Source organism: Methylibium sp. Root1272 (assembly GCF_001425905.1).
Taxonomy (GTDB): domain Bacteria; phylum Pseudomonadota; class Gammaproteobacteria; order Burkholderiales; family Burkholderiaceae_C; genus Methylibium.
Genome location: NZ_LMDY01000002.1, coordinates 92341 through 119018, shown reverse-complemented (window position 1 = coordinate 119018; position 26678 = coordinate 92341). Strand labels below are relative to the sequence as shown.

Annotated in this window: 21 protein-coding genes and 1 tRNA gene; 12 read left to right on the top strand and 10 right to left on the bottom strand. The window is 71.1% G+C overall.

Annotated elements, in window-relative coordinates:
• The first annotated feature begins 125 nt into the window (after positions 1-125).
• Complete coding sequence (locus ASC67_RS03960) at positions 126-2180, top strand: bifunctional diguanylate cyclase/phosphodiesterase (protein WP_056315339.1); 2055 nt, start codon at positions 126-128, stop codon at positions 2178-2180.
• A 136-nt stretch (positions 2181-2316) separates the two neighbouring features.
• Here the strand turns inward: ASC67_RS03960 and ASC67_RS03955 are convergent, their stop codons facing one another.
• The 3 genes from ASC67_RS03955 to ASC67_RS03945 all read right to left on the bottom strand — a co-directional run bounded on the left by ASC67_RS03955 (position 2317) and on the right by ASC67_RS03945 (position 4283).
• A complete protein-coding gene (locus ASC67_RS03955; RefSeq protein WP_404932831.1) occupies positions 2317-3645 on the bottom strand; it encodes a type II toxin-antitoxin system HipA family toxin in 1329 nt (442 codons plus the stop codon).
• Complete coding sequence (locus ASC67_RS20135; RefSeq protein WP_082535807.1) at positions 3639-4010, bottom strand: helix-turn-helix domain-containing protein; 372 nt, start codon at positions 4008-4010, stop codon at positions 3639-3641. The genes ASC67_RS03955 and ASC67_RS20135 overlap by 7 nt, the downstream gene beginning before the upstream one ends.
• 196 nt (positions 4011-4206) lie before the next feature.
• A tRNA-Ile gene (locus ASC67_RS03945) sits at positions 4207-4283 on the bottom strand.
• Positions 4284-4403: 120 nt separating this feature from the next.
• Between ASC67_RS03945 and fumC the strand changes: the two genes are divergently transcribed.
• Entirely contained in the window at positions 4404-5813 is a 1410-nt protein-coding gene (gene fumC, locus ASC67_RS03940; RefSeq protein WP_056315337.1) for a class II fumarate hydratase, read from the top strand.
• Positions 5814-5885: 72 nt separating this feature from the next.
• Here fumC and hrcA read toward each other — a convergent pair whose 3' ends face one another.
• The gene (gene hrcA / locus ASC67_RS03935; protein WP_056315336.1) at positions 5886-6914 is read right to left on the bottom strand and encodes a heat-inducible transcriptional repressor HrcA; all 1029 of its coding nucleotides are present in this window, start codon (positions 6912-6914) and stop codon (positions 5886-5888) included.
• Between the two features lie 86 nt (positions 6915-7000).
• On the opposite strand from hrcA, the gene ASC67_RS03930 reads away from it, so the two are divergent.
• From ASC67_RS03930 to ASC67_RS03895, 8 genes are all read left to right on the top strand, one after another.
• A complete protein-coding gene (locus tag ASC67_RS03930) occupies positions 7001-7906 on the top strand; it encodes an NAD kinase (RefSeq protein WP_056315334.1) in 906 nt (301 codons plus the stop codon).
• A 29-nt stretch (positions 7907-7935) separates the two neighbouring features.
• Positions 7936-9648 carry a DNA repair protein RecN gene (gene recN, locus ASC67_RS03925; protein ID WP_056315332.1) on the top strand — a complete coding sequence of 571 codons (1713 nt, stop codon included), beginning with the start codon at positions 7936-7938 and terminating at the stop codon, positions 9646-9648.
• Positions 9645-10562, top strand: a complete 918-nt coding sequence (gene rapZ / locus ASC67_RS03920) for an RNase adapter RapZ (RefSeq protein WP_056315330.1) — start codon at positions 9645-9647, stop codon at positions 10560-10562. Before recN ends, rapZ begins: the two co-directional genes overlap by 4 nt.
• 51 nt (positions 10563-10613) lie before the next feature.
• Positions 10614-11246, top strand: a complete 633-nt coding sequence (locus ASC67_RS03915; protein WP_056315328.1) for an LON peptidase substrate-binding domain-containing protein — start codon at positions 10614-10616, stop codon at positions 11244-11246.
• A gap of 27 nt (positions 11247-11273) precedes the next feature.
• A complete protein-coding gene (locus tag ASC67_RS03910; RefSeq protein ID WP_056315424.1) occupies positions 11274-12761 on the top strand; it encodes an aminotransferase class V-fold PLP-dependent enzyme in 1488 nt (495 codons plus the stop codon).
• 50 nt (positions 12762-12811) lie between these two features.
• Positions 12812-13438, top strand: coding sequence for a YitT family protein (locus ASC67_RS03905; protein ID WP_056315326.1), 627 nt, complete (start codon positions 12812-12814; stop codon positions 13436-13438).
• Between the two features lie 293 nt (positions 13439-13731).
• Positions 13732-15315, top strand: a complete 1584-nt coding sequence (locus ASC67_RS03900; protein ID WP_056315325.1) for a methyl-accepting chemotaxis protein — start codon at positions 13732-13734, stop codon at positions 15313-15315.
• Between the two features lie 123 nt (positions 15316-15438).
• Positions 15439-16011 carry a GAF domain-containing protein gene (locus ASC67_RS03895; RefSeq protein WP_056315323.1) on the top strand — a complete coding sequence of 191 codons (573 nt, stop codon included), beginning with the start codon at positions 15439-15441 and terminating at the stop codon, positions 16009-16011.
• A gap of 61 nt (positions 16012-16072) precedes the next feature.
• Here the strand turns inward: ASC67_RS03895 and ASC67_RS03890 are convergent, their stop codons facing one another.
• Entirely contained in the window at positions 16073-16939 is an 867-nt protein-coding gene (locus tag ASC67_RS03890) for a LysR family transcriptional regulator (protein WP_056315321.1), read from the bottom strand.
• Between the two features lie 86 nt (positions 16940-17025).
• Between ASC67_RS03890 and ASC67_RS03885 the strand changes: the two genes are divergently transcribed.
• Positions 17026-17961: a DMT family transporter gene (locus ASC67_RS03885; RefSeq protein ID WP_056315319.1), complete on the top strand. Its 936-nt coding sequence runs from the start codon at positions 17026-17028 to the stop codon at positions 17959-17961.
• Between the two features lie 34 nt (positions 17962-17995).
• Here ASC67_RS03885 and ASC67_RS21175 read toward each other — a convergent pair whose 3' ends face one another.
• Complete coding sequence (locus tag ASC67_RS21175) at positions 17996-18682, bottom strand: septal ring lytic transglycosylase RlpA family protein (protein WP_056315316.1); 687 nt, start codon at positions 18680-18682, stop codon at positions 17996-17998.
• 231 nt (positions 18683-18913) lie between these two features.
• On the opposite strand from ASC67_RS21175, the gene ASC67_RS03875 reads away from it, so the two are divergent.
• A complete protein-coding gene (locus ASC67_RS03875; RefSeq protein ID WP_056315314.1) occupies positions 18914-19597 on the top strand; it encodes a hypothetical protein in 684 nt (227 codons plus the stop codon).
• Positions 19598-19623: 26 nt separating this feature from the next.
• Here the strand turns inward: ASC67_RS03875 and minE are convergent, their stop codons facing one another.
• The 4 genes from minE to ASC67_RS03855 all read right to left on the bottom strand — a co-directional run bounded on the left by minE (position 19624) and on the right by ASC67_RS03855 (position 26623).
• Positions 19624-19890, bottom strand: a complete 267-nt coding sequence (gene minE / locus ASC67_RS03870; RefSeq protein ID WP_011830917.1) for a cell division topological specificity factor MinE — start codon at positions 19888-19890, stop codon at positions 19624-19626.
• A 4-nt stretch (positions 19891-19894) separates the two neighbouring features.
• Entirely contained in the window at positions 19895-20710 is an 816-nt protein-coding gene (gene minD, locus ASC67_RS03865; RefSeq protein ID WP_056315312.1) for a septum site-determining protein MinD, read from the bottom strand.
• 32 nt (positions 20711-20742) lie between these two features.
• Positions 20743-21504 (bottom strand): septum site-determining protein MinC, encoded by a 762-nt coding sequence (minC, locus tag ASC67_RS03860; RefSeq protein ID WP_056315309.1) that lies wholly within the window; start codon positions 21502-21504, stop codon positions 20743-20745.
• A 91-nt stretch (positions 21505-21595) separates the two neighbouring features.
• Positions 21596-26623, bottom strand: a complete 5028-nt coding sequence (locus ASC67_RS03855; RefSeq protein ID WP_404932830.1) for an excinuclease ABC subunit UvrA — start codon at positions 26621-26623, stop codon at positions 21596-21598.
• Positions 26624-26678: the final 55 nt, after the last annotated feature.

Below are 26678 nucleotides of genomic sequence, written 5' to 3'. Positions count from 1 at the left end.
GCACCGGTATTGGGTATTCGACGCGCGGGCCGGCCAGGCGGCATTCAAGGCGGGCTACATTCGGCCGATGTTGCCGGTGAGACCGTTCTGGTTACGGTGATTTGTTACTTGTTCCCGCCACGCCCATGCCTCGCCGCCGCCATGCCCTGATCGCCGCCAACGCCCCGGCCGCGGATCGACGAGACCCGCGAGCAGCGGCCGAGGCGGGCGATGCGTCGGGCAACCTGCTGCCGACGGCGTCGATCGTCGGGCAGGCGATGGGCGAGGCCCGCCGTGCGCTGGGGCTGGTGCTGGTGGGTGCGGCGATCCTGCTCGCCATGCTGATCGGCGAGCGCTGGATGTCCAGCACGGCCGAGCAGGCCGCCGCCCGCCGCCACGCCGAGGCGCTGCGCGTGGCCGGAGCCATGCGCCTGGTGGACCTGGAGCGGACGACGGCCGCGCAGATGGCCGTGATCACCGGCCAGCAGCGGTGGGTGGAGCGCTTCGACAACCAGCGGCTCGAGTTCGAGCGACTGCAGGCCGAGGCCCGGGGCCTGGCCCCGGCCCACGCCATCGAGCGCTTCGACACCGAGACCCGCAGCGCGACGGCCGAACTGGAAGACATGCGCGAATCGGCCTTCGAGGCGGTGACCGTGGGCGCGGCCGACATCGCGCGCAAGATCTTCGAGGGCGATCGCTATCGCGAACAATCCGGCCTGCTGCAGCAGGCCATCGCCGACTTCAGCGAAGCCACGGTGGCCGCCGCCGGGGACGAGATCAACGCGCTGCGGCGCCGCAATGCGCTCTTCGGCGCGGGCCTGCTGGTGTGCGGCGGACTGCTCGGGGCCTTTCTCTGGCGCCGGCTGGCCGGCTCGCGCACGCGATTCCTGCATGCCGAGCAGCGCGTGAAGCACCTGGCGGCGAGCGACCTGCTCACCGGCCTGCCCAACCGCGCAGCACTGCACGACGAGATGGCCGCGGCCATGGCCCGGGCCGAGCGCTCCGGCATGAACCTCGCCGTGCTGATGATCGACCTGGACCGCTTCAAGCCGATCAACGACCGCCACGGCCACCTGATCGGCGACCGCGTGCTGAAGGAAGTGGCGCGGCGCCTGAGCCAGATCCTGCGCGGCGGCGAGACCTGCGCGCGCTACGGCGGCGACGAGTTCGTCGTGCTCGTCGACGACGACGTGCAGCCGTCGGCGGCCCATCATCTGGCCGAACGCGTGGTGCGCGCGATGAGCGAGCCGATCCAGATCGGACCGCTCAGCGTGGCCATCGGCGCGACGGTCGGCATCGCCCGCTTCCCGGAAGACGGCCGCGATGCCGACGAGCTGCTGCGCAAGGCCGACTCGGCGCTCTACCGCGCCAAGGCCGAGAGCCGCGGCGGCCTGAGCTTCTACAACGTCGGCCTCGACGAGCTGGTGGCCGAACGTGCCGCGCTGGAACAGGCCATGCGGGACGGCCTCCACCGCGGCGAGTTCGTGGCGTACTTCCAGCCCATCGTCGAGCTGACCAGCCGCCGCGTGCAGTCGGTGGAGCTGCTGGCGCGGTGGCAGCACCCGCAACGCGGGCTGCTGCCGCCGGCGCAGTTCATCGCGCTGGCCGAGGACGCGGGCCTGATCGGCGCGTTGACGCTGGCGGTGCTGCGCAGCGCCTTCGCCGAGCTGCCGGCGCTACCAGCGCACTGGCGCGTGTCGGTGAACGTGGCGCCGCAGCAGATCCAGGACGAGACCCTGGTGCCGCAATTGCTGGCCCTGCTGGCCGAGCACGGCGTGCCGCCGGCACGGCTGGACGTGGAGTTGACCGAGACCGCACTGGTGCGCGACACCTCCGCGGCACGCCGCGTGATGCGCGACCTGAAGCAGGCGGGCTTCACCGTCACGCTCGACGATTTCGGCACCGGCCACTCCAGCCTCGCCTACCTGGCGGAACTGGACTTCGACAAGATCAAGATCGACCGCTCGTTCGTGCACACGCTGCGCGAGCGGCCGCAGAGCGCCAAGGTGGTGGACGCCATCATCGGCCTGTCGCGCAGCCTGGGCGTGCCCACCGTTGCCGAGGGCATCGAGACCGAAGCCGACGCCACGCGCCTGCTGCGCATGGGCTGCATCCTGGGCCAGGGCTACCTGTTCGGGCGGCCGGTGCCGGCCGGCGAGCTGCAGGGGCTGGAAGAGGGGCTGCGGGCGACGGCGGCGTGAGCGATATCCGCGGGGCCTTCGTCCCGGCCCGGAACGCCACCGAACTCCACCGGTTCCAAGAACAACCGGCTGGGGGACTCGTAGAACGCCGTCGGCCACCAAGCGTGCTGAGCACGCTCGCCGAGGAAGCCCGCAATCAGGCCTCTGGGGCACCCTCTCTGAACCGCCTGGCCTCGGCGCACATCCCGGTGGCGATGGCCTCCCAGGTGCGGCCCGGGAAGCCCTTCGGCAGCCTCTTCTCCACCGCCGCCAACGCGGGCTCGACGCGTTCGACCAGCGACTGAATGGCTTCCCAGACGGCTGGCCCGCCGTGCTTCATCGCCAGCTGGTGCCAGTGGCGTGGCTGGATCGTCTCGAGCTTGTAGTGCGCGTTCTTGGCGCGCATTGCCATCGCGAGACCAGCCTGTCTTCGGTTGAACCGGTTGGGGCTCGTGCCGAAGTACGGCCACATCGACAGGATGTCGTACAGCGGCGTCATCACGTAGCTGTCGCCGGGCTGCAGGAAGATAGAGTAGTTCTTGGCATGGCCATCGGTCGCGGCCATCAGCCAGAAGGCCAGCTGGGTCAGCTGGAACGCCAGCCGGTCCTGTTGCGGGTCGGCGCTGCCGGCCAGCAGCTGCAGGCACTTCGCCATCCCCGGTCCGCCGTCGGCCTCGTACTTGAGCCGGGGCGGCACACCGAGCGCCTGGCAGAAGTCCTCCTGCGGCAGCCTGGCGATCCAGGTGCCACCGTCCATCCACGCGCGATCGAAGCGCTCGACGACGAGCACGTCCTCGTCGCCGAACCTGGCCATCTTTGTCGGCGCCACCGGCAGCCCGAGCTCTGCGACGATCTGCGCACAGACCCATTCGTTCTGCACTGAGTCGGACAGGTCGACGCGACGTGACCCGCCCACCAGGCCGAGCGGCAGCTTGAAGATGTGCGTGGTCGGCGTGGCGCCATGCGGCCGGCACCAGCGGCCCTTGTAGCGCGTGAACGCCGTCTTCTCCTGCGCGCCAGCGATCGAGATGCGGAACAGGTCGTCGTCCTGCAGCGGCGCGCCGGGCCCGGCGTGGCCAGGAACGGCGCGCAGTATCTCTGCGATCTGCCGTTCGCTCAGCGGCGCGCAGTCAACGCGGCTCCATCCGATCGGTTCGGTGTCTTGCGGCAGTAGCTGCACGGCACCGACACAGTCGCGCCCGATCGCCTCCAACAGCGAGAAGGCGTCGGTGCCCTGGGTGCCGAAGCGGCGGCTCAGGCGTTCGCGGATGCGGTCGTTGTCGGGCAGCAGGTTGTCGAAGTAATGCGCGACGACGTCGCCGCGCACCTCGCACGACGCGGTGACCGGCAGTGACAGCGACAGCGAGCGCACCTTCGGTGAGGCGATCCAGCTGGCGGCGTAGGTGAAGGCGTGCGTGGCACGATCGACGGTCCAGGTGCCGACGAGCTCACCGTTCATCCAGGCGTTCAGTGCCGTGGTCACCAGGTCCCCTTCTTGGCGGGGATGACGACGGCGACTCGCGCGGGTTCAGACCTGGCCGGCTTAGCGGCCGTGCGCCCCTTCGCGGGCGTCTTGGCGGTCGGCTTCGCGCCGCGCGGCTTCGGCGCATCGGCACCCGCCGCTGGCTGCGTGGCTTCGGCCGCATGCAGGTGGAGCGTGCCCCCCAGTGCGGCCAGCACCCGGGTCAGCTGATCCAGACTCACGGCGCCGGGGTTCGCCTCGATTTCCGCGATGCGCGCCTGCTTGACGCCGACCAGCGCCCCCAGCTGGGCCTGCGTCAGGCCATGGCGCTTGCGCAAAGCCCGGAGATGGGGCCTCAGCTGGTCCGGTAGGCGCAGCGGGTAGTTCATGGATCGAGTCCAGTCAAGCCACTTTAATGGATTTAGCCAGTTTATGCAAATTACTGGCTAAATCACATTAAGTGCAATTATCGTCTTAGCCAAGTAACGTGCAGTGGCGGCATCCAACCACCGCGCCGGCACGTCGAGCGAGGTCAGCCGCGCAGCGGACGATGTCGGGGCCGAGAGGCCAACTTATTGATATGTTTGGTAGGCCGTGTTGGACTTGAACCAACGACCAAAGGATTATGAGTCCTCTGCTCTAACCAACTGAGCTAACGGCCCCTCGCTCGGGACCACGACACTCCACGAAGTGCTTGCTTCGCGGAAGGCAATCGACCCGGCACCAGCGCGGATTGTAGGCATCGCTACCATGGCCCAGGCCCTGCGATCCGGAGGCACGCCATGACGACACCCACGACGACGACCCCAGCGCGCATCGAACGCGACAGCTTCGGCGACATCGCCGTGCCCGGCGACCGGCTGTGGGGTGCGCAGACGCAGCGCTCGCTGCATCACTTCGACATCTCCACCGAGCGCATGCCACCGGAGCTGCTGCTGGCGCTGGCGCTGGTGAAGCGCTGTGCCGCGCAGGTGAATCGCGACCTGGGCGTGCTCGACGCGCGCAAGGCCGAGGCCATCGCGGCAGCGGCCGACGAGGTGATCGCCGGGCGGCATGCCGACGAGTTTCCGCTGTCGCTGTGGCAGACCGGCTCGGGCACGCAGAGCAACATGAACATGAACGAGGTGCTGGCGAACCGCGCCTCGCAGCTGTTGGGCGGGCCGGTCGGCGAGCAGCGGCTGGTGCATCCGAACGACGAGGTGAACCGCGGGCAGTCGTCGAACGACGTGTTCCCCACCGCGATGAACGTGGCCGCGGTGCGCGCGATCGAGGACGCACTGCTGCCGGCGCTGGCGACGCTGCACGACACGCTGGCCGGCAAGGCACGCGCCTACGCCGACCTGGTGAAGATCGGCCGCACCCACCTGCAGGACGCCACGCCGCTGAGCCTGGGGCAGGAGATGTCGGGCTGGGTGGCGCAGCTGGCGCACGGCATCGGCCACCTGCGCGCCGCGCTGCCGCACCTGCGCGAGCTGGCGCTCGGCGGCACCGCGGTGGGCACCGGGCTCAATGCGCACCCGGAGTTCGGCACGCGGGTGGCGCAGGCGCTGTCGCAGGCCGCGGGGACCGACTTCGTGTCGGCGCCCAACAAGTTCGAGGCGCTGGCGGCGCACGATGCGCTGGTGCACGCGCACGGCGCGCTGAAGACGCTGGCGGCTTCGCTGATGAAGATCGCCAACGACGTGCGCTGGCTGGCGTCGGGCCCGCGCTCGGGGCTGGGCGAGCTCCGCATCCCGGAGAACGAGCCGGGCAGCTCCATCATGCCCGGCAAGGTGAACCCGACGCAGTGCGAGGCGCTGACGATGGCGTGCTGCCAGGTGATGGGCAACGACGTCGCGGTGAACATCGCCGGCGCCTCGGGCAACTTCGAGCTCAACGTCTACAAGCCGGTGATCATCCACAACGTGCTGCAGAGCCTCCGGCTGCTGGCCGACGGCGCGCGCAGCTTCGAGGCGCATTGCGCGCGCGGCATCGAGCCGGACCGTGGCCGCATCGGCGAGCTGCTGCAACGCTCGCTGATGCTGGTGACGGCGCTGAACCCGCACATCGGCTACGACAAGGCCGCGCAGATCGCCAAGAAGGCGCATGCCGAGGGCCTGACGCTGCGCGAGGCGGCCGTCGCCTCGGGGCACCTGACGGGCGAGCAGTTCGATACGTGGGTGCGGCCGGAACAGATGATCGGGCCGGGCTGAGCCCTCAGACGGAGACCGGACCCTCACCCCGGCCCTCTCCCGCAGAGCGGGAGAGGGAGAGGGAGCCCGGAGCTACTTCTGGCTCAACGCCTGGGTCACCAGCCGCGAGGTGATGTCGACGATCTGGATCATGCGGTCGTAGGCCATGCGCGTGGGGCCGATGACGCCCAGCGTGCCGACGATCTTGCCGTCCACCTCGTACGGCGCCGACACCACCGACAGCTCCTCGAACGGCACGATCTGGCTCTCGCCGCCGATGTAGATGCGCACGCCCTCGGCGCGGCTGCTCACGTCGAGCAGGCGCATCAGCTGGGTCTTCTGCTCGAACAGGTCGAACAGCTTGCGCAGCGAGCCCATGTCGCTGGAGAAATCCTGCATCGTCAGCAGGTTGCGCTCGCCCGACACCACCACCTGCTCGCTCTCGCCGCCGGCGGCTTCGCTGCCGAACTGCACCGCCGCCTGCATCAGCAGCGAGATCTCGCCGCGCAGCGCGTCGATCTCGGTCTTGAGCCGCTCGCGCACCGCCTCGATGCTGAGGCCGCTGTAGTGCGCGTTGATGAAGTTGCTGGCCTCCACCAGCTCGGACGGGCTGTGGTCGCGCGCGGTGAAGATCACGCGGTTCTGCACGTCGCCGTCGGGCGAGACCAGGATCACCAGCACGCGCCGCTCGCCCAGTCGCATGAACTCGATGTGGTGGAACACGCCGGCCTTGCGCGGTGCGGTGACCACGCCGACGAACTGCGACAGGTTGGACAGCACCTGCGCGGCATGCGCGATCACGCGCTGCGGCTGGTCGGGCTGCAGCTGCTCGTGCGCGGCGGCCAGGCCCGGCTCGCTGCGCGTCATGTCGAGCGGGCGCGCGGTGAGCATGGTGTCGACGAACAACCGGTAGCCGCGCGCCGTGGGGATGCGCCCGGCACTGGTGTGCGGGCTGGCGATCAGGCCCAGCTCTTCCAGGTCGGCCATCACGTTGCGGATGGTGGCCGGGCTCAGTTCCAGACCGGAGGCGCGCGAGAGCGTGCGCGACCCCACCGGCTGCCCATCGGCGATATAGCGCTCGACCAGCGTCTTCAACAGGGTCTTGGCACGTTCGTCGAGCATGGTGGAAATCATTGTAGGGCGCGGTTTTGCGGGCATGTCGAGACGCGCGCGCCGCGTCGAATGGCTGTGGTGTAATTTCTCTCACCATGGCGAGCCGTTTCCGTCACGCTGCCCTCGTCGGCAAATACCAGGCGCCGGGCAGTCGCCAGGTGCTCGCGAGCGTGGCCGAGTTCCTCACGAACCAGGGGCTCGAGGTCTCGCTCGACACCACCACCGCCATGGCCGTCGGCCTGCCCGACTACGGCGCGCTCGATGCCGCCCAGATCGGCAAGCACTGCGACCTGGCGGTCGTGGTCGGCGGCGACGGCACCATGCTCGGCACCGCACGGCAGCTGGCGCGCTACGGCGTCCCGATGATCGGCATCAACCAGGGCCGGCTCGGCTTCATGACCGACATCCCGATGGCCGAGTTCCGCGAGACCATCGCGCCGATGATCGCCGGCGACTACGAGGAAGAACACCGCACCATGCTGGAGGGCTGCGTCAAGCGGCCGTCGGGCGACGAGTTCGACGTGATCTACGAGACCTTCGCCGTCAACGACGTGGTGGTGAGCCGCGGCGCCAGCGCCGGCATGGTGGAGCTGCGGGTCGACGTGCAGGACCAGTTCGTCGCCAACTTCCGCGCCGACGGGCTGATCATCTCGTCACCCACCGGCTCGACCGCCTACGCGCTGTCGGCCGGCGGGCCGATCCTGCACCCGGGCATCTCGGGCTGGCTGATGGTGCCGATCGCGCCGCACGCGCTGTCCAACCGCCCCATCGTGCTGCCCGACGACAGCGAGGTGCGCATCGAGATCGTGGCCGGCCGCGACGCCAGCGTGAACTTCGATCACCAGAGCCTGGCCAGCCTGCTGCACGGCGACCGCATCTGCGTGCGCCGCAGCGAGCACCGCGTGCGCGTGCTGCACCCGCGCGGCTGGAACTTCTACGCCACGCTGCGCCGCAAGCTGCACTGGAACGAAGGTGTGCTGCCCGACGGCGCGCACTCCTGAGCCGTGGGCGGCGCGCTGAGGAAGACCCCATGCTGAAGCGCATCGCCTTGCGCGACTTCGTCATCGTGCCCGCGCTCGAGCTCGACCTGCACGCCGGGTTCACCGCGCTCACCGGCGAGACCGGCGCCGGCAAGTCCATCCTGGTCGATGCGCTGCAGCTCGCGCTCGGCCACCGCGGCGACGCCGGCGTGGTGCGCGAGGGCGCGCCGCGCGCCGAGATCAGCGCCGAGTTCGACACGCCGGCCGCGCTGCGGCCCTGGCTGGCCGATGCCGGCTTCGCCAACGACGAGGACGGCGGTGACGACAGCCTGCTGCTGCGCCGCACGCTCGACGCCCAGGGCAAGAGCCGCGCGTGGATCAACGGCAGCCCGGCCACCATCGGCCAGCTGCGCGAGGCGGGCGAGCACCTGGTCGACATCCACGGCCAGCACGCCTGGCAGAGCCTGACGCGGCCCGACGCGGTGCGCGGCCTGCTCGACGGCTATGCCGGCATCGACACCGCGCCGCTGGCCGCCGCCTGGAGCGCGTGGCGCAGCGCGAGCGAACAGCTGGCCGACGCGCGCAGCCGCCAGGCCGACCTGGAACGCGAGCGCGAGCGGCTGCAATGGCAGATCGCCGAACTCGACAAGCTCGCGCCGGGCGCCGACGAATGGCCGGAGCTCAACGCCGAGCACCACCGCCTGAGCCACGCACAGGCCATCATCGACGCGGTGCAGGCGGCGCTGGCCGCAATCAGCGAGGACGACGACTCGGCCGACGCGCGCAGCGCCCAGGCGATCGGTGCGCTCGAAGGTGTGCTCGACCACGACCCGGCGCTGCGCGATCCCTTCGAAGTGCTGAAGAGCGCTCAGGCCCAGTTGCAGGACGCCGCCCACACGCTGCACGCCACGCTGCGCCACGGCGAGCTGGACCCGGAGCGCCTGCAGGCGCTCGACGAGCGGCTGGCGGCGTGGATGGGCCTCGCGCGGCGCTTCCGCCGCCCGGCCGAGGAGTTGCCGGCGCTGCGGGCGGCCTGGCGCGACGAGCTCACCCGGCTCGACGCCGCGACCGACCTCGACGCGCTGGAATCCCGGGTGAAGACCACGCGTCAGACCTACGACACCGCGGCGCAGGCCGTCAGCACGCAACGCAAGACCGCCGCGCCGCGGCTCGCCGCGTCGGTGACGACGGCGATGCAGCAGCTCGGCATGGCGGGCGGGCGCTTCGAGGTGGCGCTGGAGCCGTTGGCCGAGCCGCAGCGCCACGGCCGCGAGGCGGCCGAGTTTCGCGTGGCCGGGCACGCCGGCAGCACGCCGCGCGCGCTGGCCAAGGTGGCCTCGGGCGGCGAGCTGTCGCGCATCGCGCTGGCGATCGCCGTCACCACCAGCGAGCTCGGCGAGACCGGCACGCTGATCTTCGACGAGATCGACGCCGGCGTCGGCGGCAGCGTGGCCGACGCCGTGGGGCAGCTGATGCGCCGCCTGGGCCGCGACCGGCAGGTGCTGTGCGTGACCCACCTGCCGCAGGTGGCCGCCTGCGCCGACCACCACTGCGTGGTCAGCAAGGCCGCGCAGGGCGGCAGCACGCGCAGCCAGGTCGACCCGGTCACCGGCGAGGCGCGGGTGCAGGAGATCGCCCGCATGCTGGGCGGCGGCGCGGCCGGCGGCACCAGCCTGGCCCACGCGCAGGCGTTGCTGGCCGCCGCGACATCGGCGGCGCCGGCCGCGGCCGGTGGTGGTGGCCGCAAGCGGCAGCGCGCATGAGCCAGGACACCGTGGCACCGGCCCTGCCCGACGCACCGCGCGAGGTGGTGCTGGTCACCGGCATCTCCGGCTCAGGCAAGTCGGTGGCCTTGCATGCACTGGAGGACGCCGGCTTCTACTGCGTCGACAACCTGCCGCCCGAGCTGCTGCCGCAGTTCCTGCGCCTGGAGCAGGCCCGCACCGACGGCGCGATGCGCCGCATCGCGGTGGCGGTCGACGTGCGCAGCGCCCACTCGCTGCCGGCGCTGCTGCCGAGCCTGTTGCAGCTGGGGAGCGAGGGCGTGAAGGTGCGCGCGATCTTCCTCGACGCCAGCACGCATGCGCTGGTGCGGCGCTTCTCCGAGACGCGGCGCCGGCACCCGCTCAGCACCGGCGCGCCCGGCGAAGCGCTCGACCAGCACCGCGCGCTGACCGACGCGATCGAGCTCGAGCGCGAGCTGCTCGCCGACCTGCGCGAGGCCTCGACCGTGCTCGACACCAGCCAGCTGCGCGCGGCCCAGCTGCGCGCCTGGGTGCGGCAGCTGGTGCAGGCGCCGGCCGGCGCGCTGACGCTGGTGTTCGAGTCCTTCGCCTTCAAGCACGGCGTGCCGCTCGACGCCGACCTGGTGTACGACGTCCGCGTGCTGCCCAATCCGCACTACATCGACGAGCTGCGCCCGCTGACCGGCCGCGACGCGCCGGTCGCCGATTACCTGCAGCAGCAGCCCGAGGTGGGCGAGATGCTGGGGCAGATCGAGGCCTTCCTGGTGCGCTGGCTGCCCGCGTTCGAGCAGGACCAGCGCGCCTACCTCACCGTCGCGATCGGCTGCACCGGCGGCCAGCACCGCTCTGTCTACTTCGTCGAGCAGCTCGCCCGGCGCTTCCGCGGCCGCGGCGCGACGCTGGTGCGCCACCGCGAGCTCGACGCGCTCTGACGCCGCCCGGTCGGCCATCCCGCTTTCCGGCACCCCTCGGCCGCCTTCTCGATGACGGACACCCCCTCCTCTTTCTCCTTCGAACTGCCGCTGTTTCCGCTGCAGTCGGTACTCTTCCCCGGCGGCCTGCTGGGCCTGAAGGTGTTCGAGGCGCGCTACCTCGACCTGGTGGGCGAATGCCTGCGCGAGCGCAAGCCCTTCGGCGTGGTGGCGCTGAAGAAGGGCAGCGAGGTGCGCGGCAACGGCGCGCCCGGGGACGTGGCGCTGGAGGTGATCGGCTGCCTGGCCGAACTGATCGACGTCGACAGCCCGCAATCGGGCATCCTGCAGGTGCGCTGCCGCGGCAGCCATCGCTTCGAGACGGCCGGCACCTCGCAGCAGGCCAACCACCTGTGGGTCGCTCAGGCCCGGCTGCTGCCCGACGACGAGACCGTGCTGCCGTCCGAAGAGCTGGTCGGTTCGGCCCAGGGCCTCGCGAACGCGATCGCCACGCTCAAGCAGCAGGGCAACGTGCCGTTTCTGGAGCCCTACCGCTTCGAGGACGCCGGCTGGATCGCCAACCGCTGGTGCGAGATCCTGCCGATCTCGGTGGCCGCCAAGCAGAAGCTGATGGAGCTGCCCGATCCGCTGGTGCGGCTCAAGCTGGTCGACGAGTTCCTGCGCAGCAAGGGCGTGGTCGGCTAGGTGTCCGTCGCTCACCCGCAGCACGCGATGCCGATCGAGCCTCCCGAGCCCGAGCCGCCGGCGCGCGAGGCCGCGCTGGCGATGGCGCCGGCGCAGTTCCGCGCGCTCGGCCACGCACTGGTCGATCGCATCGCCGACATGATGGCCGCGCTGCCGCAGCGCCCGGTGAGCCACGGCGAGACCCCGGCCGAGCTGCGTGCCCTGGTCGGCGACGGCCCGCTGCCCACCGGCGGGGCCGACCCGGCCGCGCTGCTCGATGGCGCGGCGACGCTGCTGTTCGAGCACTCGCTGCGCAGCAGCCACCCGCGCTTTCACGGCTACATCGCCGCGTCGCCGGCACCGATCGGCGTGCTGGCCGAGTTGCTGGCGGCGGCGCTGAACGCCAACGTCGCGCTCTGGCACGCCGCGCCGGTGGCGAGCGAGATCGAGGCCCAGACCGTGCGCTGGCTGGCCGAACTGGTGGGCTACCCGGCCGGCTGCGGCGGCCTGCTGACGAGCGGCGGCAACCTGGCCAACCTGGTGGCGCTGCTGGCGGCACGGCGCGCGGCACGCCCGGCGGTGCGCGAGCAGGGCCTGTGCGGCGCGCCGCCGCTCGCGGTCTACGCGTCGACGCAGACGCATGCCTGGCTGCACAAGGCGGTCGACATCGCCGGCCTCGGGCTGCAGGCGGTGCGCTGGATTCCGACCGACGCGCGGCAGCGCCTCGACGTCGACGCGCTCGGCGCACGGATCGAGGCCGACCTCGCCGCCGGCGTGCAGCCGCTGATGGCGGTGGGCACGGCCGGCACCGTGAGCACCGGCGCGATCGACCCGCTGCCGGCGATGGCCGCACTGTGCCGTCGGCATGGCCTGTGGTTCCACGTCGACGGCGCCTATGGCGCGCCGGCGGCCTGCCTGGGCGACGCCGCACCAGCCGACCTGCCGGGCCTGCGCGAGGCCGATTCGGTGGCGCTCGACCCGCACAAGTGGCTCTACGCGCCGATCGAGGCCGGCTGCGTGCTGGTGCGCGAGCCGCGCCACCTGCTCGATGCCTTCAGCCAGCGCCCGTCCTACTACGGCGCGCCGCGCGACGACGAGGGCGTGAACTTCCACGAGCTCGGGCCGCAGAACACGCGCGGCTTCCGCGCGCTGAAGGTCTGGCTCGCGCTGCGCATGGCCGGCCGCGACGGCTACCGCCGGATGATCGGCGACGACATCGCGCTGGCCCGGCGGCTGCACGAGCGCGTGCAGGCCACGCCGCGGCTCGAGGCCGGCCCGGGCGGCCTGAGCATCGCGACGCTGCGCTACCGGCCCGAGCCCCGCGGCGCCCATGACGACGCCGCGCTCGACGCGCTGAACCGCCGCCTGCTCGAGCGCCTGCAGCAGGACGGCCGCGCCTGGCTCAGCCCGGCCGTGGTGGACGGCCGCTTCTGGTTGCGCGCCTGCATCGTCAACTTCGGCACCGGCGCGGCCGAGGTGGACGCGCTGCCCGCGCTGGTGCTGGAGCTCGGCGACGCGCTGGGCGCCGGCGCCTGAGTTCGCCCGAGCATGGCCGCCCGGCACGGAGCTTGCGCCGCCCCGCGTCCATGAACACGACCGATCGCAACGACGACGACGACGTCACCCGCCACTCCGCCTTCGAGGACGCGATGGCGCTGCTGCTGGGCACGTCGGCGATGGCGCTGGGGATCGCGATGTTCCAGCAGGCCGGGCTGCTGGCCGGCGGCACCGCGGGCCTGGCCTTCCTGCTGCACTACGCGACCGGCTGGCCCTTCGGCGCACTGTTCTTCGCGATCAACCTGCCGTTCTACTGGCTCGCCTGGCGCCACCTCGGCCACGCCTTCACCTTGAAGACCTTCGTCGCCGTGGCGCTGCTGTCGGTCCAGAGCGAGTTGTTGCCGCGCTGGATCGGCTTCGCGCCGCTGCAGCCGCTGTACGCCGCGCTGATGGGTGGCACGCTGATCGGCATGGGCATGCTCGCGTTGTTCCGCCACCAGGCCAGCGTGGGAGGCATCGGCATCGTCGCCGTGGTGCTGCAGCAGCAGCGCGGCTGGCGCGCCGGCCAGCTGCAGATGGCGCTCGACTGCAGCATCGTCGCGCTCGCGTTCGCGGTCGTCGCGCCCCGGCAGGTGCTGCTGTCGGTGGCCGGCGCGGTGGCGCTGAACCTGGTGCTGGCCATCAACCACCGGCCAGGACGCTACGTGGCCCGCTGAGCCGGTTTGCATCTGGCTGACAAGCACGGGCTCCGGCTCGCCGCCCGTCTTCGCGAGGAGGTCCGAAGTGCCGTGCCAAGCCCTTGCCACGCAAGGCCTTTTCGGCGCTTGTAGGTGATTCACCGGCACGCCAAACCGACTTTCACCTGGGGTCGACGGCCGAGGCGCCGACTCAAGCGCCCGCATCGATCCACCGACATCAGAAGGGTCAGCCGTCTGCCTCGATGCCTTTCCCCAGGGTTGCAGGCCGGCCCGTCCATGGGGCGCACCACCGGTGCGATCGAGGAGTTGGAATGAACCTGAGCCACCTGAGAGTCAAGACCAAGCTGATGCTGGGATTCGCGCTGCTCGCCGCTGTGGTGCTGCTGGTGTCCGGGCTGTCGCTGCGCTCTCTGGGCAACGCCAACGAGCGCTTCACCGCCTATCTGGAGGGCGTGGGGAACCGCGAACACCTCGCGGTCGACATCCGTGGCGCCGCGACGCGGCGCGCCATCGCCGCCCGCAACCTGGTGCTCGTGACGCTGCCGGCCGACCGGGACGCCGAGAAGCTGGCCGTGACCCAGGCCCACGAAGACGTGCAGGCCTCGATCGCCAAGCTGAAGCAGGTCGTCGTCGCGGCCTCCTCCGACGCCACCGACCGCGACCGCGCGCTGCTGGCGGCGATCGAGAAGGTCGAGGCCAGCTACGGCCCGGTGGCGCTGGAGATCGTCGGTATGGCGCTCGACGGTCGCCGTGACCAGGCCGTGACGAAGATGAACGCCGAGTGCCGGCCCTTGCTGGCGGCGCTGCTGCGGTCCACGCGCGACTTCATCGAGTACGAACAGGCCCAGGCGCAGGCCCACGTCCAGACCGCCGAGCAGGGCTATGCGAGCGACCGTGCGGTGCTGATCGGCACCTGCCTGGCCGCCGCGCTGGCCGCGATGGCGATGGGCTGGCTGCTGAGCAACGCGGTGACCCGCCCGTTGACCCGCGCGGTGCATCTGGCCGAAGCCGTGGCGGCCGGCGACCTGAGCACGAACATCATCGTCGACCGCCACGACGAGACCGGCCAGCTGCTCGCCGCACTGAAGAAGATGAACGAGAGCCTGGTCACGATGGTGGACCGCGTGCGCCAGTCGGCGGACGGCATCGCGACCGCCTCGGCACAGATCGCGACCGGCAACCAGGACCTGTCCAGCCGCACCGAGCAGCAGGCCAGCGCGCTGCAGGAGACCGCGGCCTCGATGCAGGAAATGACCTCGACGGTCCAGCAGAACGCCGACAGCTCGCGCCAGGCCAGCCAGCTCGCCAGCTCGGCGGCCGACGTGGCCGGCCGCGGCGGCCAGGTGGTGGAGCGCGTCGTCGCGACGATGGGCGAGATCACCGAGTCGAGCCGCAAGATCGCCGACATCATCGGCGTGATCGACGGCATCGCGTTCCAGACCAACATCCTGGCGCTCAACGCCGCGGTGGAAGCGGCGCGCGCCGGCGAGCAGGGCCGCGGCTTCGCGGTGGTGGCGAGCGAAGTGCGCAACCTGGCGCAACGCAGCGCGCAGGCCGCCAAGGAGATCAAGGGCCTGATCGGCGACAGCGTCGACAAGGTGCAGGCCGGCAGCCAGCTGGTCGGCGAGGCCGGCAGCACGATGAACGACATCGTGCTGCAGGTGAGTCGCGTGACCGACCTGATGGCGGAGATCAACGCCTCGACCAGCGAGCAGAGCACCGGCATCGTGCAGGTCAACCAGGCCGTCGCGTCGATCGACCAGGGCACCCAGCAGAACGCCGCGCTGGTGGAGGAGAGCGCCGCCGCCGCCGAGAGCCTGAAGCAGCAGGCCGCCGGCTTGCTGGAAGTGATCTCCGTGTTCCGTACCGGCGCCGGCCGAGCGGCCCACGCCTGAGCGACCGGGGCCCGCCCCGGCCCTCAAGCCCCGAGGTGCAGCGCCGATAACCCGGCAAGGGACGCAGTCGACCGGCCCATGCCGTGCCGGTGACTGCCATCGCTCACCTCACCACGAGAGATCATGCCGACGGAACTCCTTTCCGACCCAGGACGTCGCGCACTGGCGCGCATCCGGCACTTCGTCCACCTGCACGAACAGGAACTGCTGGATCTGGACGACTTCTTCTCGCAGGCGCTGCCGGTGCTGGCCGAGGGCCTGGGCTGCGACCGCGTCAGCGTGTGGACCTATTCGCAGCGCGGACCGCAACAGGCGCTGCACTGCGAGCGGCTGCACCACGCGGGCCACGACGCCACGCCGCTGCCGCCGCTGATCGAGCAGGAGCACCCCGACTACTTCCGCGAACTCGACCGCTGGGGCATCCTGAGCGCGAGCGACGCACCGAGCCATCCGGCCCTGCACTCGATGCGCGAGACTTACCTGCAGCCCAACGACATCCACTCGCTGCTCGACGTGCCCTTCGCCGTCAACGGCCGGCGCACCGGGCTGCTGTGCGGCGAGCAGACCGGCGCGCCGGTCGAATGGTCCGCGGCGCAGATCTCGCTGATGCGCCAGGCCGGCGTGATCGGCAGCCTCTTCATGCACCGCCTGCAACGGCGAGGCCAACGGTCCGACCCGCTGCGGTTTGCGGGCTGAGGCGCCGAAGCGGCGCTCTGCGTGCCACCGACCTTGAGCGAGCACGGCTGACCCAGGCGCATCAGGCGTCGCGCCGCAACGTCCGCAGCACCTGCTCATGCAGGGCCTCGGCGGCAGCCGAGCGCTGCGAGGCCTTGCTGCGCACCAATGACACCTCGATCGCCGGCAGTGCCGGCAGGCCGTGGCGGGCCTGCAGCACCAGCAGGCCGGGCGGCACGCTGCAGCGCGTCAGCACCGCCACGGCCAGCCCGCTTTCCACCGCCGCCAGGTGCCCGGCGAGGCTGGAGCTGTTGTAGACGATGCGGTGGGCGCGCCGCTGCGCCATCAGCGCGGCCAGCGCCTCGCGGCGGGCGCGGCTGCCGGGCTCGTACACCGCCACCGGCAGCGGTTCGCGCCGCCAGGCCTCGTGCTGCACCGCGCCCACCCAGACCAGCATCTCCTGGAACAGCAGCGTGCCGCGCTGCGGCCGGTCGCGCGTGACCACCGCCAGGTCGAGCTCGCCGCGCTGCACCTTGGGGATCAGCGCGGTGGACTGCTCGCACACCAGCGTGATCTCGACGCCGGCATACCGCGTCGCGAAGCTGCGCAGCACCGGCGTGAGGTAGGTCGCGGCATAGTCGTCCGGCACGCCCAGGCTCACGCGCCCGGAGATCGCCGGGCCGCGCACGGCGGCCAGCGTCTCGGCGTGCAGCTCGAGCATCCGACGGGCGTGGCCCAGCAGTTCGACACCGGTCGGCGTGAGATCCAGGTGCCGCGGGCCGCGGGCGAGGACCGGCCGGCCGACGGCGTCCTCCAGTTTCTTGAGCTGCATGCTCAGCGCCGATTGCGAGCGGTGCAGCTGCGGCGCGGCCGCGGTCAGCGAGCCGGCGTCGACCACGGTCACGAAGGCGCGCAGCCAGTCGAGCTGCAGATCGGCAGTGGCGGGCATGGTCCGTCTCCAGCATTCGAAAAGCGAATGCTAAATCTTAGAACTATGCGCTTTACCGAAGAACGCGGCGTCGGCACAGTGCCGCGATGTCGACCCTGATGCCGTCCGGCCCTGCCGCCGCCCTCCCCGCACCGGCCGCCGCAGCGGCGGCGCGGGCGCGCCAGGGCACGGCGCTCATGGTCGCAGGCGGGCTCCTGCTCGGCACGCTGGGCGTGTTCGTCGAGGAAGGCGGCCAGGATCCGCTGACCACCGTGTGGTTCCGCTGCGCCTTCGGTGCGCTGGCGCTGCTGCTGTGGGGCGTGCTGAGCGGCCGCTGCGGCGAGCTGCGCCTGCGTGGCAGGGCGCTGGGCGCGGCACTCGCCGCCGGCGGGCTGATGATCCTGAACTGGGCGCTGTTCTTCGGTGCGATCACACGCACCTCGATCGGTGTGGCCACCGTCGTGTTCCACGTGCAGCCGCTGTGGGTGATGGCGCTCGGCGCCTGGCTGCTGCACGAGCCGGTGTCGCGGCGGCAGGCCGCGGCCGGGCTGCTGGCCCTGCTGGGTCTCGTGCTGGCCACCGGGCTGTTCGACGACGGTGCGGCCCTCGGCGCCACGAGCCGCACCGCCGACTACGGCTGGGGCCTGGCGATGTGCCTGGGCGGCTCGCTCAGCTACGCCGGCGTCACGCTGATCGCCCAGCGCGCGCAGGCGGTCGGTTCGTTCGCGCTAGCGTGGTGGCAGTGCCTGGTGGGCATGCTGCTGCTGGCGTGGTGGCCGATGCTGCATGGCTGGCCTTCGGCCGGTGCGGCCTGGGCCTGGCCGGCCGGCCTGGGTGTCGTGCATACCGGGCTGGCCTATGTGCTGCTGTACGCCGGGATGGCGCGGCTGCCGACCGGCCGCATCGCGGTGCTGCAGTTCGTCTACCCGGCCGCCGCGGTACTGATCGACTGGGCGGTGTACGGCCGCGCGCTGGAGCCGCTGCAGATCGCCGGCGTGGCGCTGATGGGGTTGGCGCTGGCCAGCCTGCGTCGCAGCGCCTGAGCCGGCGGGCACGGGCGCTGGGACCTCCCTCCCGCTATTCGAGCTTGGCGCGTTCCTCGCCCACTGCCATCGTCTGCGGCAGCTTCTTCCAGCTGCCGGCCCGGATCTCGTCGTGCGTCAGGCGTCGGACCTCCACCTCGCCGAGGCCGCGGATGCCGAGCTTGCGGGCCGCCGCGAAGCTGAGGTCGATCACGCGGCCGTCGATGAAGGGCCCGCGATCGTTGACGCGGACCACCACCTGCCGGCCGTTGACGCGGTTGCGCACCACCGCGTAGCTGGGCAGCGGCATGGTCTTGTGGGCCGCCGTCATGCCGTGCATGTCGTAGACCTCGCCGTTGGCGGTGCGGCGCCCGTGGAAGGGCTCGCCGTACCAGGAGGCCACGCCGGTCTCGAACCACGGCACGTCGCTGTCGTAGGGCTCGTAGGTCTCGCCGCGGATCACGTACGGATGGTTCGGCGCGCCCTGGCGGATGCGCTCGACGCGCGGGACGGCATCCACCGACGGCGCAGGCGCCGGCTTGGCGACGCGTGGAGCCTGGGCCGGCGGCGGCGCCGGGGCCGGACTGGCTGCGGGCTCGACCGGCGGCGCCGGCGGCGGCGTGCCCCCGGGCAGGCGGATCGTGCCGCAGCCGACGACCAGCACGGCCGCCGCCGTGGTCAGGCCCAGACGCAGGCCGCGCAGCACGGCCGACGGCGGAGCGATGCGAATGCAGTTCACCATGTCCGCTGATGTCGGCGGGTGGCGGCTGCGCTTGCGTGTCAAAAGGCCGGCATCGCGCCGTCGACGACCCGCGGGAGCCCTTTCGCGTCGAGTCCGTCACGATCCACCGGGGCCGGGCGACGCCCCCGTCCGACGGGCCGCCTGACATCGTGTTTCAGCGCCGGGGCCGGAGGGTTGTAACCTTTGGGTTTCGCCAACCTGCTCAGACAACACAACACGGATGTCCGGTTCATGAAACCCGTTGCATTTGATCCCTATGGAAGAAGGCGCTCGCGCTGGCGCCTGCCCCGCTGGCTGGTGTTGCTGCTGGTCGGCATCGCGATCGGCGCGGGAGGCGTTGTGCTGATCCAGGAGCGCTACCTGCCGCCGCGGCTGTCGGCCAGCGCGTCGACCGCGCTGCAGGCCTCGTTCAACAAGGCCGAGGCCGAGCGCCTGCGCCTGCAGGGCGCGCTCGCCGACACCACCAAGCAGCTCGAGGCCGCCGTGGCCGACAAGAAGGGCCTGGCCGACGAACTGGGCGCCAGCCGCGACACCGCCGAGCGCCTGCGCAAGGACGTGGCCGCCGTGGTGGCCTCGCTGCCGCCCGACCCGCGCGGCGGGACGGTCGAGGTGCGGGCCGGGCGCTTCAACGTCGACGGCTCGGCACTGGCCTACGACGTGATCCTCACGCGCGACCGCGCCACGGCCGGCAAGCCGCTCGCCGGCGTGATGCAGTTCATCGTGGCCGGCGAGACCGCGCGCGGCACCGAGACCACGATCAGCCTGAAGCCGGTCGCGATCTCGGTGGGCAGCCACGAGAGCCTGCGCGGCAGCGTGCCGATGCCGGAGGGCTTCAAGCCGCGTCAGACCACGATCAACGTGCTCGACCGCCCCGACGGCAAGCTGCTGGGCATGCGCGTGATGTACGTGAAGTAGCCATCGGCCGCCACGGCGGCCGCGGCTCAGCCGCGCGCCGCTTCGGGCAGCTCGAGCTTGACTTCGAGGACCTCGAGGTTGTCCTGCTTCTGCAGGTGGACCTTGATGTCCTCCGGCTTGATCGACACGTACTTCGAGATCACCGCCACCAGCTCGCGCTGCAGCGCCTCGAGGTAGTCGGGCCGGCTGCCGCCGCGCCCGCTGCGTTCGTGGGCCAGGATGATCTGCAGCCGCTCCTTGGCGACGCTGGCGGTCTTCTTCTTTTCTCCGAGCAGGAAGGAAAGCAGGGACATCGGTTCACCTCCCTCCGAACACACGCTTGAAGAAGCCGGGCCGGTCGGCCTCGACGAAGCGCATCGGCGGGTTCTCGCCGCGGAAGCGGCGTACCACGTCCTTGTACGCCTCGGACACCGGCGTGCCGCGCATGTAGATCGCCGGCACGCCCTGGTTGGACGCGTCGAGCACCGTCTCCGACTCGGGGATCACGCCGATCAGGTCGATGCGCAGGATCTCCTGGATGTCCTCCAGCGAGAGCATCTGTCCGCCCACCACGCGGTTCGGGTTGTAGCGCGTGATCAGCAGGTGCTCCTTGATCGGCTCCTTGCCTTCGATCGCCCGCTTGGTCTTCGACGACAGCATGCCGAGGATGCGGTCGGAGTCGCGCACCGACGAGACCTCGGGGTTGGTGACGATCAGCGCCTCGTCGGCGAAGTGCATCGCCATCAGCGCGCCGGTCTCGATGCCCGCCGGCGAGTCGCAGACGATGTACTCGAAGCCCATGTCGGCCAGTTCCTTCAGCACGCGCTCGACGCCGTCCTTGGTCAGCGCTTCCTTGTCGCGGGTCTGGGACGCGGCCAGCACGAACAGGTTGTCGCTCTGCTTGTCCTTGATCAGCGCCTGGTTCAGGTTGGCTTCGTTGTGGATGACGTTGATGAGGTCATACACCACGCGGCGCTCGCAGCCCATGATCAGGTCGAGGTTGCGCAGGCCGACGTCGAAGTCGATCACGGCCGTCTTGTGGCCTTGCAGCGCCAGTCCGGATGCAAAGCTGGCGCTGGTGGTCGTCTTGCCCACGCCTCCCTTGCCGGAGGTCACGACGATGATTCTGGCCATCGGTATCAGATCCTTTCAGAAGATGGGGAGCTTCAGGCCTTCAGGGCCTCGAGCAGGAGCTTGTCGCCTTGCAGCTTCACCTGGGCCGGCTTGCCCAGCACCTCGGCGGGCAAGGGGGTTTCGGTGGTGCGGTAGGTGCCCGCGATGGAGATCAGCTGCGGCTCCATGCAGGTGGCGAAGATGCGGGCGTCGGCATTGCCGCGCGCGCCGGCGATCGCCCGGCCGCGCAGCGGCCCGTAGACATGGATGTTGCCGTCGGCGATGACCTCGGCGCCGACGTTCACCGCCGCCAGCACCACCAGGTCGCAGCCCTTGGCGTAGACCTGCTGGCCCGAGCGCAAGGGCCGGTCGACGATCATCGTGCCGGGACCGGCGACCGGCACCTCGCGGATGATCTCGGTCAGCGTGACCGGCGGTGCCGCGGGCACCGGCGATGGTGCGCGCGCCGGTGGGGCGGGGTTCGCGCCGGCCGGCGCTTCCACCAGCCCGGCCGACAGCGCATCGGCCATCTGCGCCTCGTTGCCGCCCCGCACGGCGAGCGGCAGCATCTGGCGCTCGCGCAGCAGTTCGATCAGCGCCGGGAAATCGATCGCGGCGTCGGCCTCGCGCACCTGCGACAGATCGATCACCACCGGATCGCGCTCGAACAGCCCCGGCGTGTCGGCGATCCGCTCGTCCAGTTCGCGCGCCAGCGCGGCCCGGTCGGTGGTCTTCAGGATCACCGCGACCAGCATCAGCGCGGCACTCTTCAACTCGAAGCTGGCAGAGCTGCCGGTTCTCTGGTCGACGGTCATGGGGCGGGCGGGGGGAAGAAGCGCGACAAAGATCACAGTGTATCGGGCGACCGGTGCATTGCGGCACTGCAACGGGGGCGTTTCAGCGCCCTCACCGCTTCAGCACCGGCGCCAGCGCCACGCCGGTGTGCGTGCCCGCGGCCACCACCTGCTCCGGCGTGCCCGCCGCCACCACCCGACCGCCACCGGCGCCGCCCTCGGGACCGAGGTCGAGCACCCAGTCGGCCTCGGCGATCACGTCGAGGTCGTGCTCGATCACCACCACGCTGTGGCCGCCGTCGACCAGCCGGTGCAGCACGCGGATCAGCTTCTCGACATCGGCCATGTGAAGGCCCACGGTCGGCTCGTCCAGCACGTACAGCGTGTGAGGCGCCTTCTGGCCGCGGCGCCCGACTTCGTCGCGCACCTTGCTGAGCTCGGTGACGAGCTTGATGCGCTGCGCCTCGCCACCACTCAGCGTGGGCGAGGGCTGGCCCAGCGTCAGGTAGCCCAGGCCCACGTCCTTCAGCAGTTGCAGCGGGTGGGCGATGGCCGGCATCGACGCGAAGAAGTCGACCGCCTCGTCCACCTCCATCTGCAGCACGTCGCCGATGCTTTTCCCCCGCCAGGTGACGGCCAGCGTCTCCGGGTTGAAGCGGGCGCCATGGCACAGATCGCAAGGCACCTTGACGTCGGGCAGGAAGGCCATCTCGATGGTGCGCAGGCCCTGGCCCTCGCAGCCCGGGCAGCGGCCCTCGCCGGTGTTGAAGCTGAAGCGACCGGCAGCGTAGCCGCGCGCCTTGGCCTCCAGCGTCTCGGTGAAGAGGCGGCGGATCGTGTCCCAGAAACCGATGTAGGTGGCCGGGCAGGAGCGCGGCGTCTTGCCGATCGGCGTCTGATCGACCTCGAGCACACGGTCGATCGTCTCGAAGCCTTCGAGCTGGCTGCAACCCACCCAGGCCGGTCGCTTGCCGGCGGCCAGCGCATCGCGGCCGGCCTTGGTGGCCTTCATCGCCACCGCTGCATGCACGTTGACCAGCAGCACATCGCGCGCGACGGTGCTCTTGCCCGAGCCGGACACGCCGGTCACCGCGACCAGCCGCCCGACCGGCACGCCGACGTCGAGACCGGCCAGGTTGTGCAGCGTGGCGCCGCGCAGCGTGAGCCAGGGTACGCCCGGCGGCACCGCGCGCCGCGCCTGCAGCGGGTGACGCATCGGGTGCTCGAGCAGGCGGCCGGTCAGCGACTCGGGCGCGCGCAGCAGGTCGGCGGCGGTGCCCTGCGCCACCAGCCGGCCGCCGCGCTTGCCAGCGCCAGGGCCGATGTCGATGATGTGGTCGGCGCGGCGGATGGTGTCCTCGTCGTGCTCCACCACCACCAGCGTGTTGCCCTGCGAGCCCAGCGTGTGCAGCGCGTCGAGCAGCACGCGGTTGTCGCGCGGGTGCAGGCCGATGGTGGGCTCGTCGAGCACGTAGCACACGCCCTGCAGGTTGCTGCCCAGCTGCGCGGCGAGGCGGATGCGCTGCGCCTCGCCGCCGCTCAGCGTGGGCGCGGCACGGTCGAGCGTCAGATAGCCCAGGCCGACCTGGTCGAGGAAGCTCAGCCGCGAGCGGATCTCGGCGATCACGTCGCGTGCGATCGTCGCCTCGCGGCCGTCGAGCTTCTGCGTCTCGATCCAGCGGCGCGCGTCGTTGACCGCGCGCGCCGCCACCTGGGCAATCGACTGTTCACTCCCCGCCCCGTGGCCGAAGCGCACCGCCAGCGACACCGGGTTCAGGCGCGCGCCATGGCAGCTGCCGCAGGGCGCGTCGGCCACGTCCTCGATCTCGGGTTCGGCGAAGGTCTTCTCGCGCCCGCCGGTGTCGTCGTCGCGGACCGAATCGTCGAGCGCCTTGCGCTGCTCGCGCGTGAGCGTGAGGCCGGTGCCCACGCAGTCGGGGCACCAGCCGTGCTTGCTGTTGTACGAGAACATGCGCGGGTCCAGCTCGGGATAGCTGGTGCCGCAGGCGGGGCAGGCGCGCTTGGTGGAGAACACCTTGACGCGACCGATGCGGTGCGTCGGCGCGCCGGCCGCCATCGCCGCCTTCAGGCCGTCCAGCGGCCCCAGCAGGTGCACGACGCCCTTGCCGAGCTCCAGCGTCTTCGCGAGCAGCGCGCGCAGTCCTGCCTCGTTGTCGGGCGTGACGACGATGTCACCGACCGGCAGCTCCAGCGTGTGCTCCTTGAAGCGGTCGATGCGCGGCCACGGCGAGGTCTTCAGGAACTCGCCGTCGACCCGCAGGTGGGTGTGGCCGCGCTGCGCGGCCCACTTCGCGAGGTCGGTGTAGACGCCCTTGCGGTTCACCACCAGCGGCGCGAGCAGGCCGATGTGCTGGCCCTTGTAGTCGCGCAGCAGCTGCGCGGCGATCGACTCCGGCGTCTGCGGTCGCACCGCCACACTGGCGTCGGCCGTGCACTTGGGACAGTACTGCGTGCCGAGCTTGACGTAAAGCAGGCGCAGGAAGTGGTAGACCTCGGTGGTGGTGGCGACGGTGCTCTTGCGGCCGCCGCGGCTCAGGCGCTGCTCGATCGCGACCGTGGGCGGGATGCCATACACCGCGTCGACCTCCGGCCGGCCGGCCGGCTGCACGATGCTGCGCGCGTAGGCATTGAGGCTCTCGAGATAGCGGCGCTGGCCCTCGTTGAAGAGGATGTCGAAGGCCAGCGTGCTCTTGCCCGAACCGGAGACACCGGTGACCACGCTGAACTTGCCGCGCGGGATGTCGACCGACAGGCCCTTGAGGTTGTGCTCCCGGGCGTTGACGATCTGGATCGCGTTGGCCGCGCCGCTGGCCTCGCGTTCGCGCCGGGCGCGTCGCGCCTCGGTCAGCAGTGACTGCAGCGGCAGCCCCTCCTCGACCGCGAGGCCGCCCTGCCCGAGGCTCTTCTCGTAGTCGCGCAGCGCTGCGCCGGTGTGCGAGGTGGGGTGCAGCTTCACATCGTCGGGCGTGCCGAAGCACACCAGCCCGCCGCCGGCCTCGCCGCCCTCGGGTCCCAGGTCGACCAGCCAGTCGGCGGCGCGGATCACGTCGAGGTTGTGCTCGATCACCAGCAACGAATGCCCGGCCTCCAGCAGCTTGCGGAAGGCACGCATCAGCTTGGCGATGTCGTCGAAGTGCAGGCCGGTGGTCGGCTCGTCGAACAGGAACAGCGTGCCCTTCTTCGCCACCGCCTGGCGCGAGCTGCTGCCGTTCTTCGCGGCCTCGGCCAGGAAGCCGGCGAGCTTCAGGCGCTGAGCCTCGCCACCGCTCAGCGTGGGCACCGGCTGGCCGAGCTTCACGTAGTCGAGGCCCACGTCGGCCAGCGGCTGCAGCGCACGCAGCACCTCGCGATCGTCGGCGAAGTAGCGCACCGCGTCGGCGATGGTCAGTTCCAGCACCTCGCTCACGTCGAAGGACTTGCCGCCGCGCTCGACCTTCACCTCCAGCAGCTCGGCGCGGAAGCGCTTGCCGTCGCAGTCGGGGCAGCGCAGGTAGACGTCGGACAGGAACTGCATCTCCACGTGTTCGAAGCCCGAGCCGCCGCAGGTCGGGCAGCGGCCATCCCCCGCATTGAAGCTGAACATGCCCGCGCCGTAGCCGCGCTGCCGCGCCAGCGGCGCCTCGGCGAAGATGTTGCGCAGCGTGTCGAAGGCACCGACGTAGCTGGCCGGGTTGGAGCGCGCGGTCTTGCCGATCGGGCTCTGGTCGACGAACACCGCATCGCTCAGCCAGTCGGCGCCGAGCAAGCGGTCATGCGCGCCCGGCGTCTCGGTGGCCTTGCCGAAGTGGCGCGCCAGCGCGGGGAACAGCAGGTCCTGGATCAGCGTGCTCTTGCCCGAACCGGAAACACCGGTCACCACCACCAGGCGTTGCAGCGGGAACTCGACCGTGATGTCGCGCAGGTTGTGCTCGCGCGCGCCCTCGACGATGAGACGCGGCGTGCCGTCGGTCACCAGGCGCTTGAGACCCAGGCCGATGCTGCGGCGCGCGCCGAGGTAGGCGCCGGTCATCGTGTCGGCGCGTTTCAGGTCCTCGGGCGTGCCGTCGAACACGATGCGCCCGCCCTGGGTGCCGGGGCCCGGGCCCATGTCGAGCACGCGGTCGGCGGCCAGCATCACGGCCGGGTCGTGCTCCACCACCACCAGCGTGTTGCCGGCGTCGCGCAGCCGGTGCATGGCCTGCACGATGCGGTTCATGTCGCGCGGGTGCAGGCCGATCGACGGCTCGTCCAGCACGAACAGCGTGTTGACCAGCGAGGTGCCGAGCGCGGTGGTGAGGTTGATGCGCTGCACCTCGCCGCCGCTCAGCGTGCGGCTCTGGCGGTCGAGCGTGAGGTAGCCGATGCCGACGTCGCACAGGTACTTGAGCCGCGTGCGCACCTCGTCCTGCAGCAGCTCCAGCGCGTCGTCGAGCATCGTGCTCGGCAAGGTGAGGTCGTCGAAGAAGCGCCGCAGCCGCTCGATCGGCAGCAGCATCAGGTCGTGCAGGCTCAGGCCCGGCAGTGCCTCCAGCTGATCGCGTGACCAGGCGACGCCGAGCGGCAGGAAGCGCTGAGCCGCCGGCAACGCCGCATCGGCGCCCTCCTTCGTGCCGATGCGCCACTGCAGCGACTCCAGCTTCAGGCGCGCGCCGCCACAGGTCGGGCACGGCGTATAGCTGCGGTACTTGGACAAGAGCACGCGGATGTGCATCTTGTAGGCCTTGCTCTCCAGGTACTCGAAGAAGCGCTTGATGCCGTACCACTGCTTGTTCCAGTGGCCCTTCCAGTTGGGCGTGCCGTCGAGCACCCAGTCCCGCTGCGCTTCGCTGAGCTGGCTCCAGGCGGTGTCGCGCGGGATGCCCGCCTCGCCGGCGTACTTCAGCAGGTCGGCCTGGATCTCCTTCCAGGCCGGCGTCTGGATGGTCTTGACGACGCCGGTGCGCAGCGTCTTGCGGTGGTCCGGCATCACCAGGCCCCAGTCGACGCCGATCACGCGGCCGAAGCCGCGGCAGGTCTCGCAGGCGCCGAAGGCCGAGTTGAACGAGAACATCGACGGCTGCGGGTGGCTGTAGCGCAGCTCGCTGTCGGGGCTGTGCAGGCCGGAGGAAAAGCGCCAGAGCGCACCCGGCCCCACCCTCACCCCTGCCCTCTCCCGCCCCTGCGGGAGAGGGAGTCGATGCATACACGTTGACCCG

Bases quoted from the DNA above. Each gene is read 5' to 3' on its own strand.
- ASC67_RS03960 (WP_056315339.1), top strand. From the start codon at position 126: ATGCCTCGCCGCCGCCATGCCCTGATCGCCGCCAACGCCCCGGCCGCG.
- ASC67_RS20135 (WP_082535807.1), bottom strand. From the start codon at position 4,010: ATGAACTACCCGCTGCGCCTACCGGACCAGCTGAGGCCCCATCTCCGG.
- fumC (WP_056315337.1), top strand. From the start codon at position 4,404: ATGACGACACCCACGACGACGACCCCAGCGCGCATCGAACGCGACAGC.
- hrcA (WP_056315336.1), bottom strand. From the start codon at position 6,914: ATGCTCGACGAACGTGCCAAGACCCTGTTGAAGACGCTGGTCGAGCGC.
- ASC67_RS03930 (WP_056315334.1), top strand. From the start codon at position 7,001: ATGGCGAGCCGTTTCCGTCACGCTGCCCTCGTCGGCAAATACCAGGCG.
- recN (WP_056315332.1), top strand. From the start codon at position 7,936: ATGCTGAAGCGCATCGCCTTGCGCGACTTCGTCATCGTGCCCGCGCTC.
- rapZ (WP_056315330.1), top strand. From the start codon at position 9,645: ATGAGCCAGGACACCGTGGCACCGGCCCTGCCCGACGCACCGCGCGAG.
- ASC67_RS03915 (WP_056315328.1), top strand. From the start codon at position 10,614: ATGACGGACACCCCCTCCTCTTTCTCCTTCGAACTGCCGCTGTTTCCG.
- ASC67_RS03910 (WP_056315424.1), top strand. From the start codon at position 11,274: ATGCCGATCGAGCCTCCCGAGCCCGAGCCGCCGGCGCGCGAGGCCGCG.
- ASC67_RS03905 (WP_056315326.1), top strand. From the start codon at position 12,812: ATGAACACGACCGATCGCAACGACGACGACGACGTCACCCGCCACTCC.
- ASC67_RS03900 (WP_056315325.1), top strand. From the start codon at position 13,732: ATGAACCTGAGCCACCTGAGAGTCAAGACCAAGCTGATGCTGGGATTC.
- ASC67_RS03895 (WP_056315323.1), top strand. From the start codon at position 15,439: ATGCCGACGGAACTCCTTTCCGACCCAGGACGTCGCGCACTGGCGCGC.
- ASC67_RS03890 (WP_056315321.1), bottom strand. From the start codon at position 16,939: ATGCCCGCCACTGCCGATCTGCAGCTCGACTGGCTGCGCGCCTTCGTG.
- ASC67_RS03885 (WP_056315319.1), top strand. From the start codon at position 17,026: ATGTCGACCCTGATGCCGTCCGGCCCTGCCGCCGCCCTCCCCGCACCG.
- ASC67_RS21175 (WP_056315316.1), bottom strand. From the start codon at position 18,682: ATGGTGAACTGCATTCGCATCGCTCCGCCGTCGGCCGTGCTGCGCGGC.
- ASC67_RS03875 (WP_056315314.1), top strand. From the start codon at position 18,914: ATGAAACCCGTTGCATTTGATCCCTATGGAAGAAGGCGCTCGCGCTGG.
- minE (WP_011830917.1), bottom strand. From the start codon at position 19,890: ATGTCCCTGCTTTCCTTCCTGCTCGGAGAAAAGAAGAAGACCGCCAGC.
- minD (WP_056315312.1), bottom strand. From the start codon at position 20,710: ATGGCCAGAATCATCGTCGTGACCTCCGGCAAGGGAGGCGTGGGCAAG.
- minC (WP_056315309.1), bottom strand. From the start codon at position 21,504: ATGACCGTCGACCAGAGAACCGGCAGCTCTGCCAGCTTCGAGTTGAAG.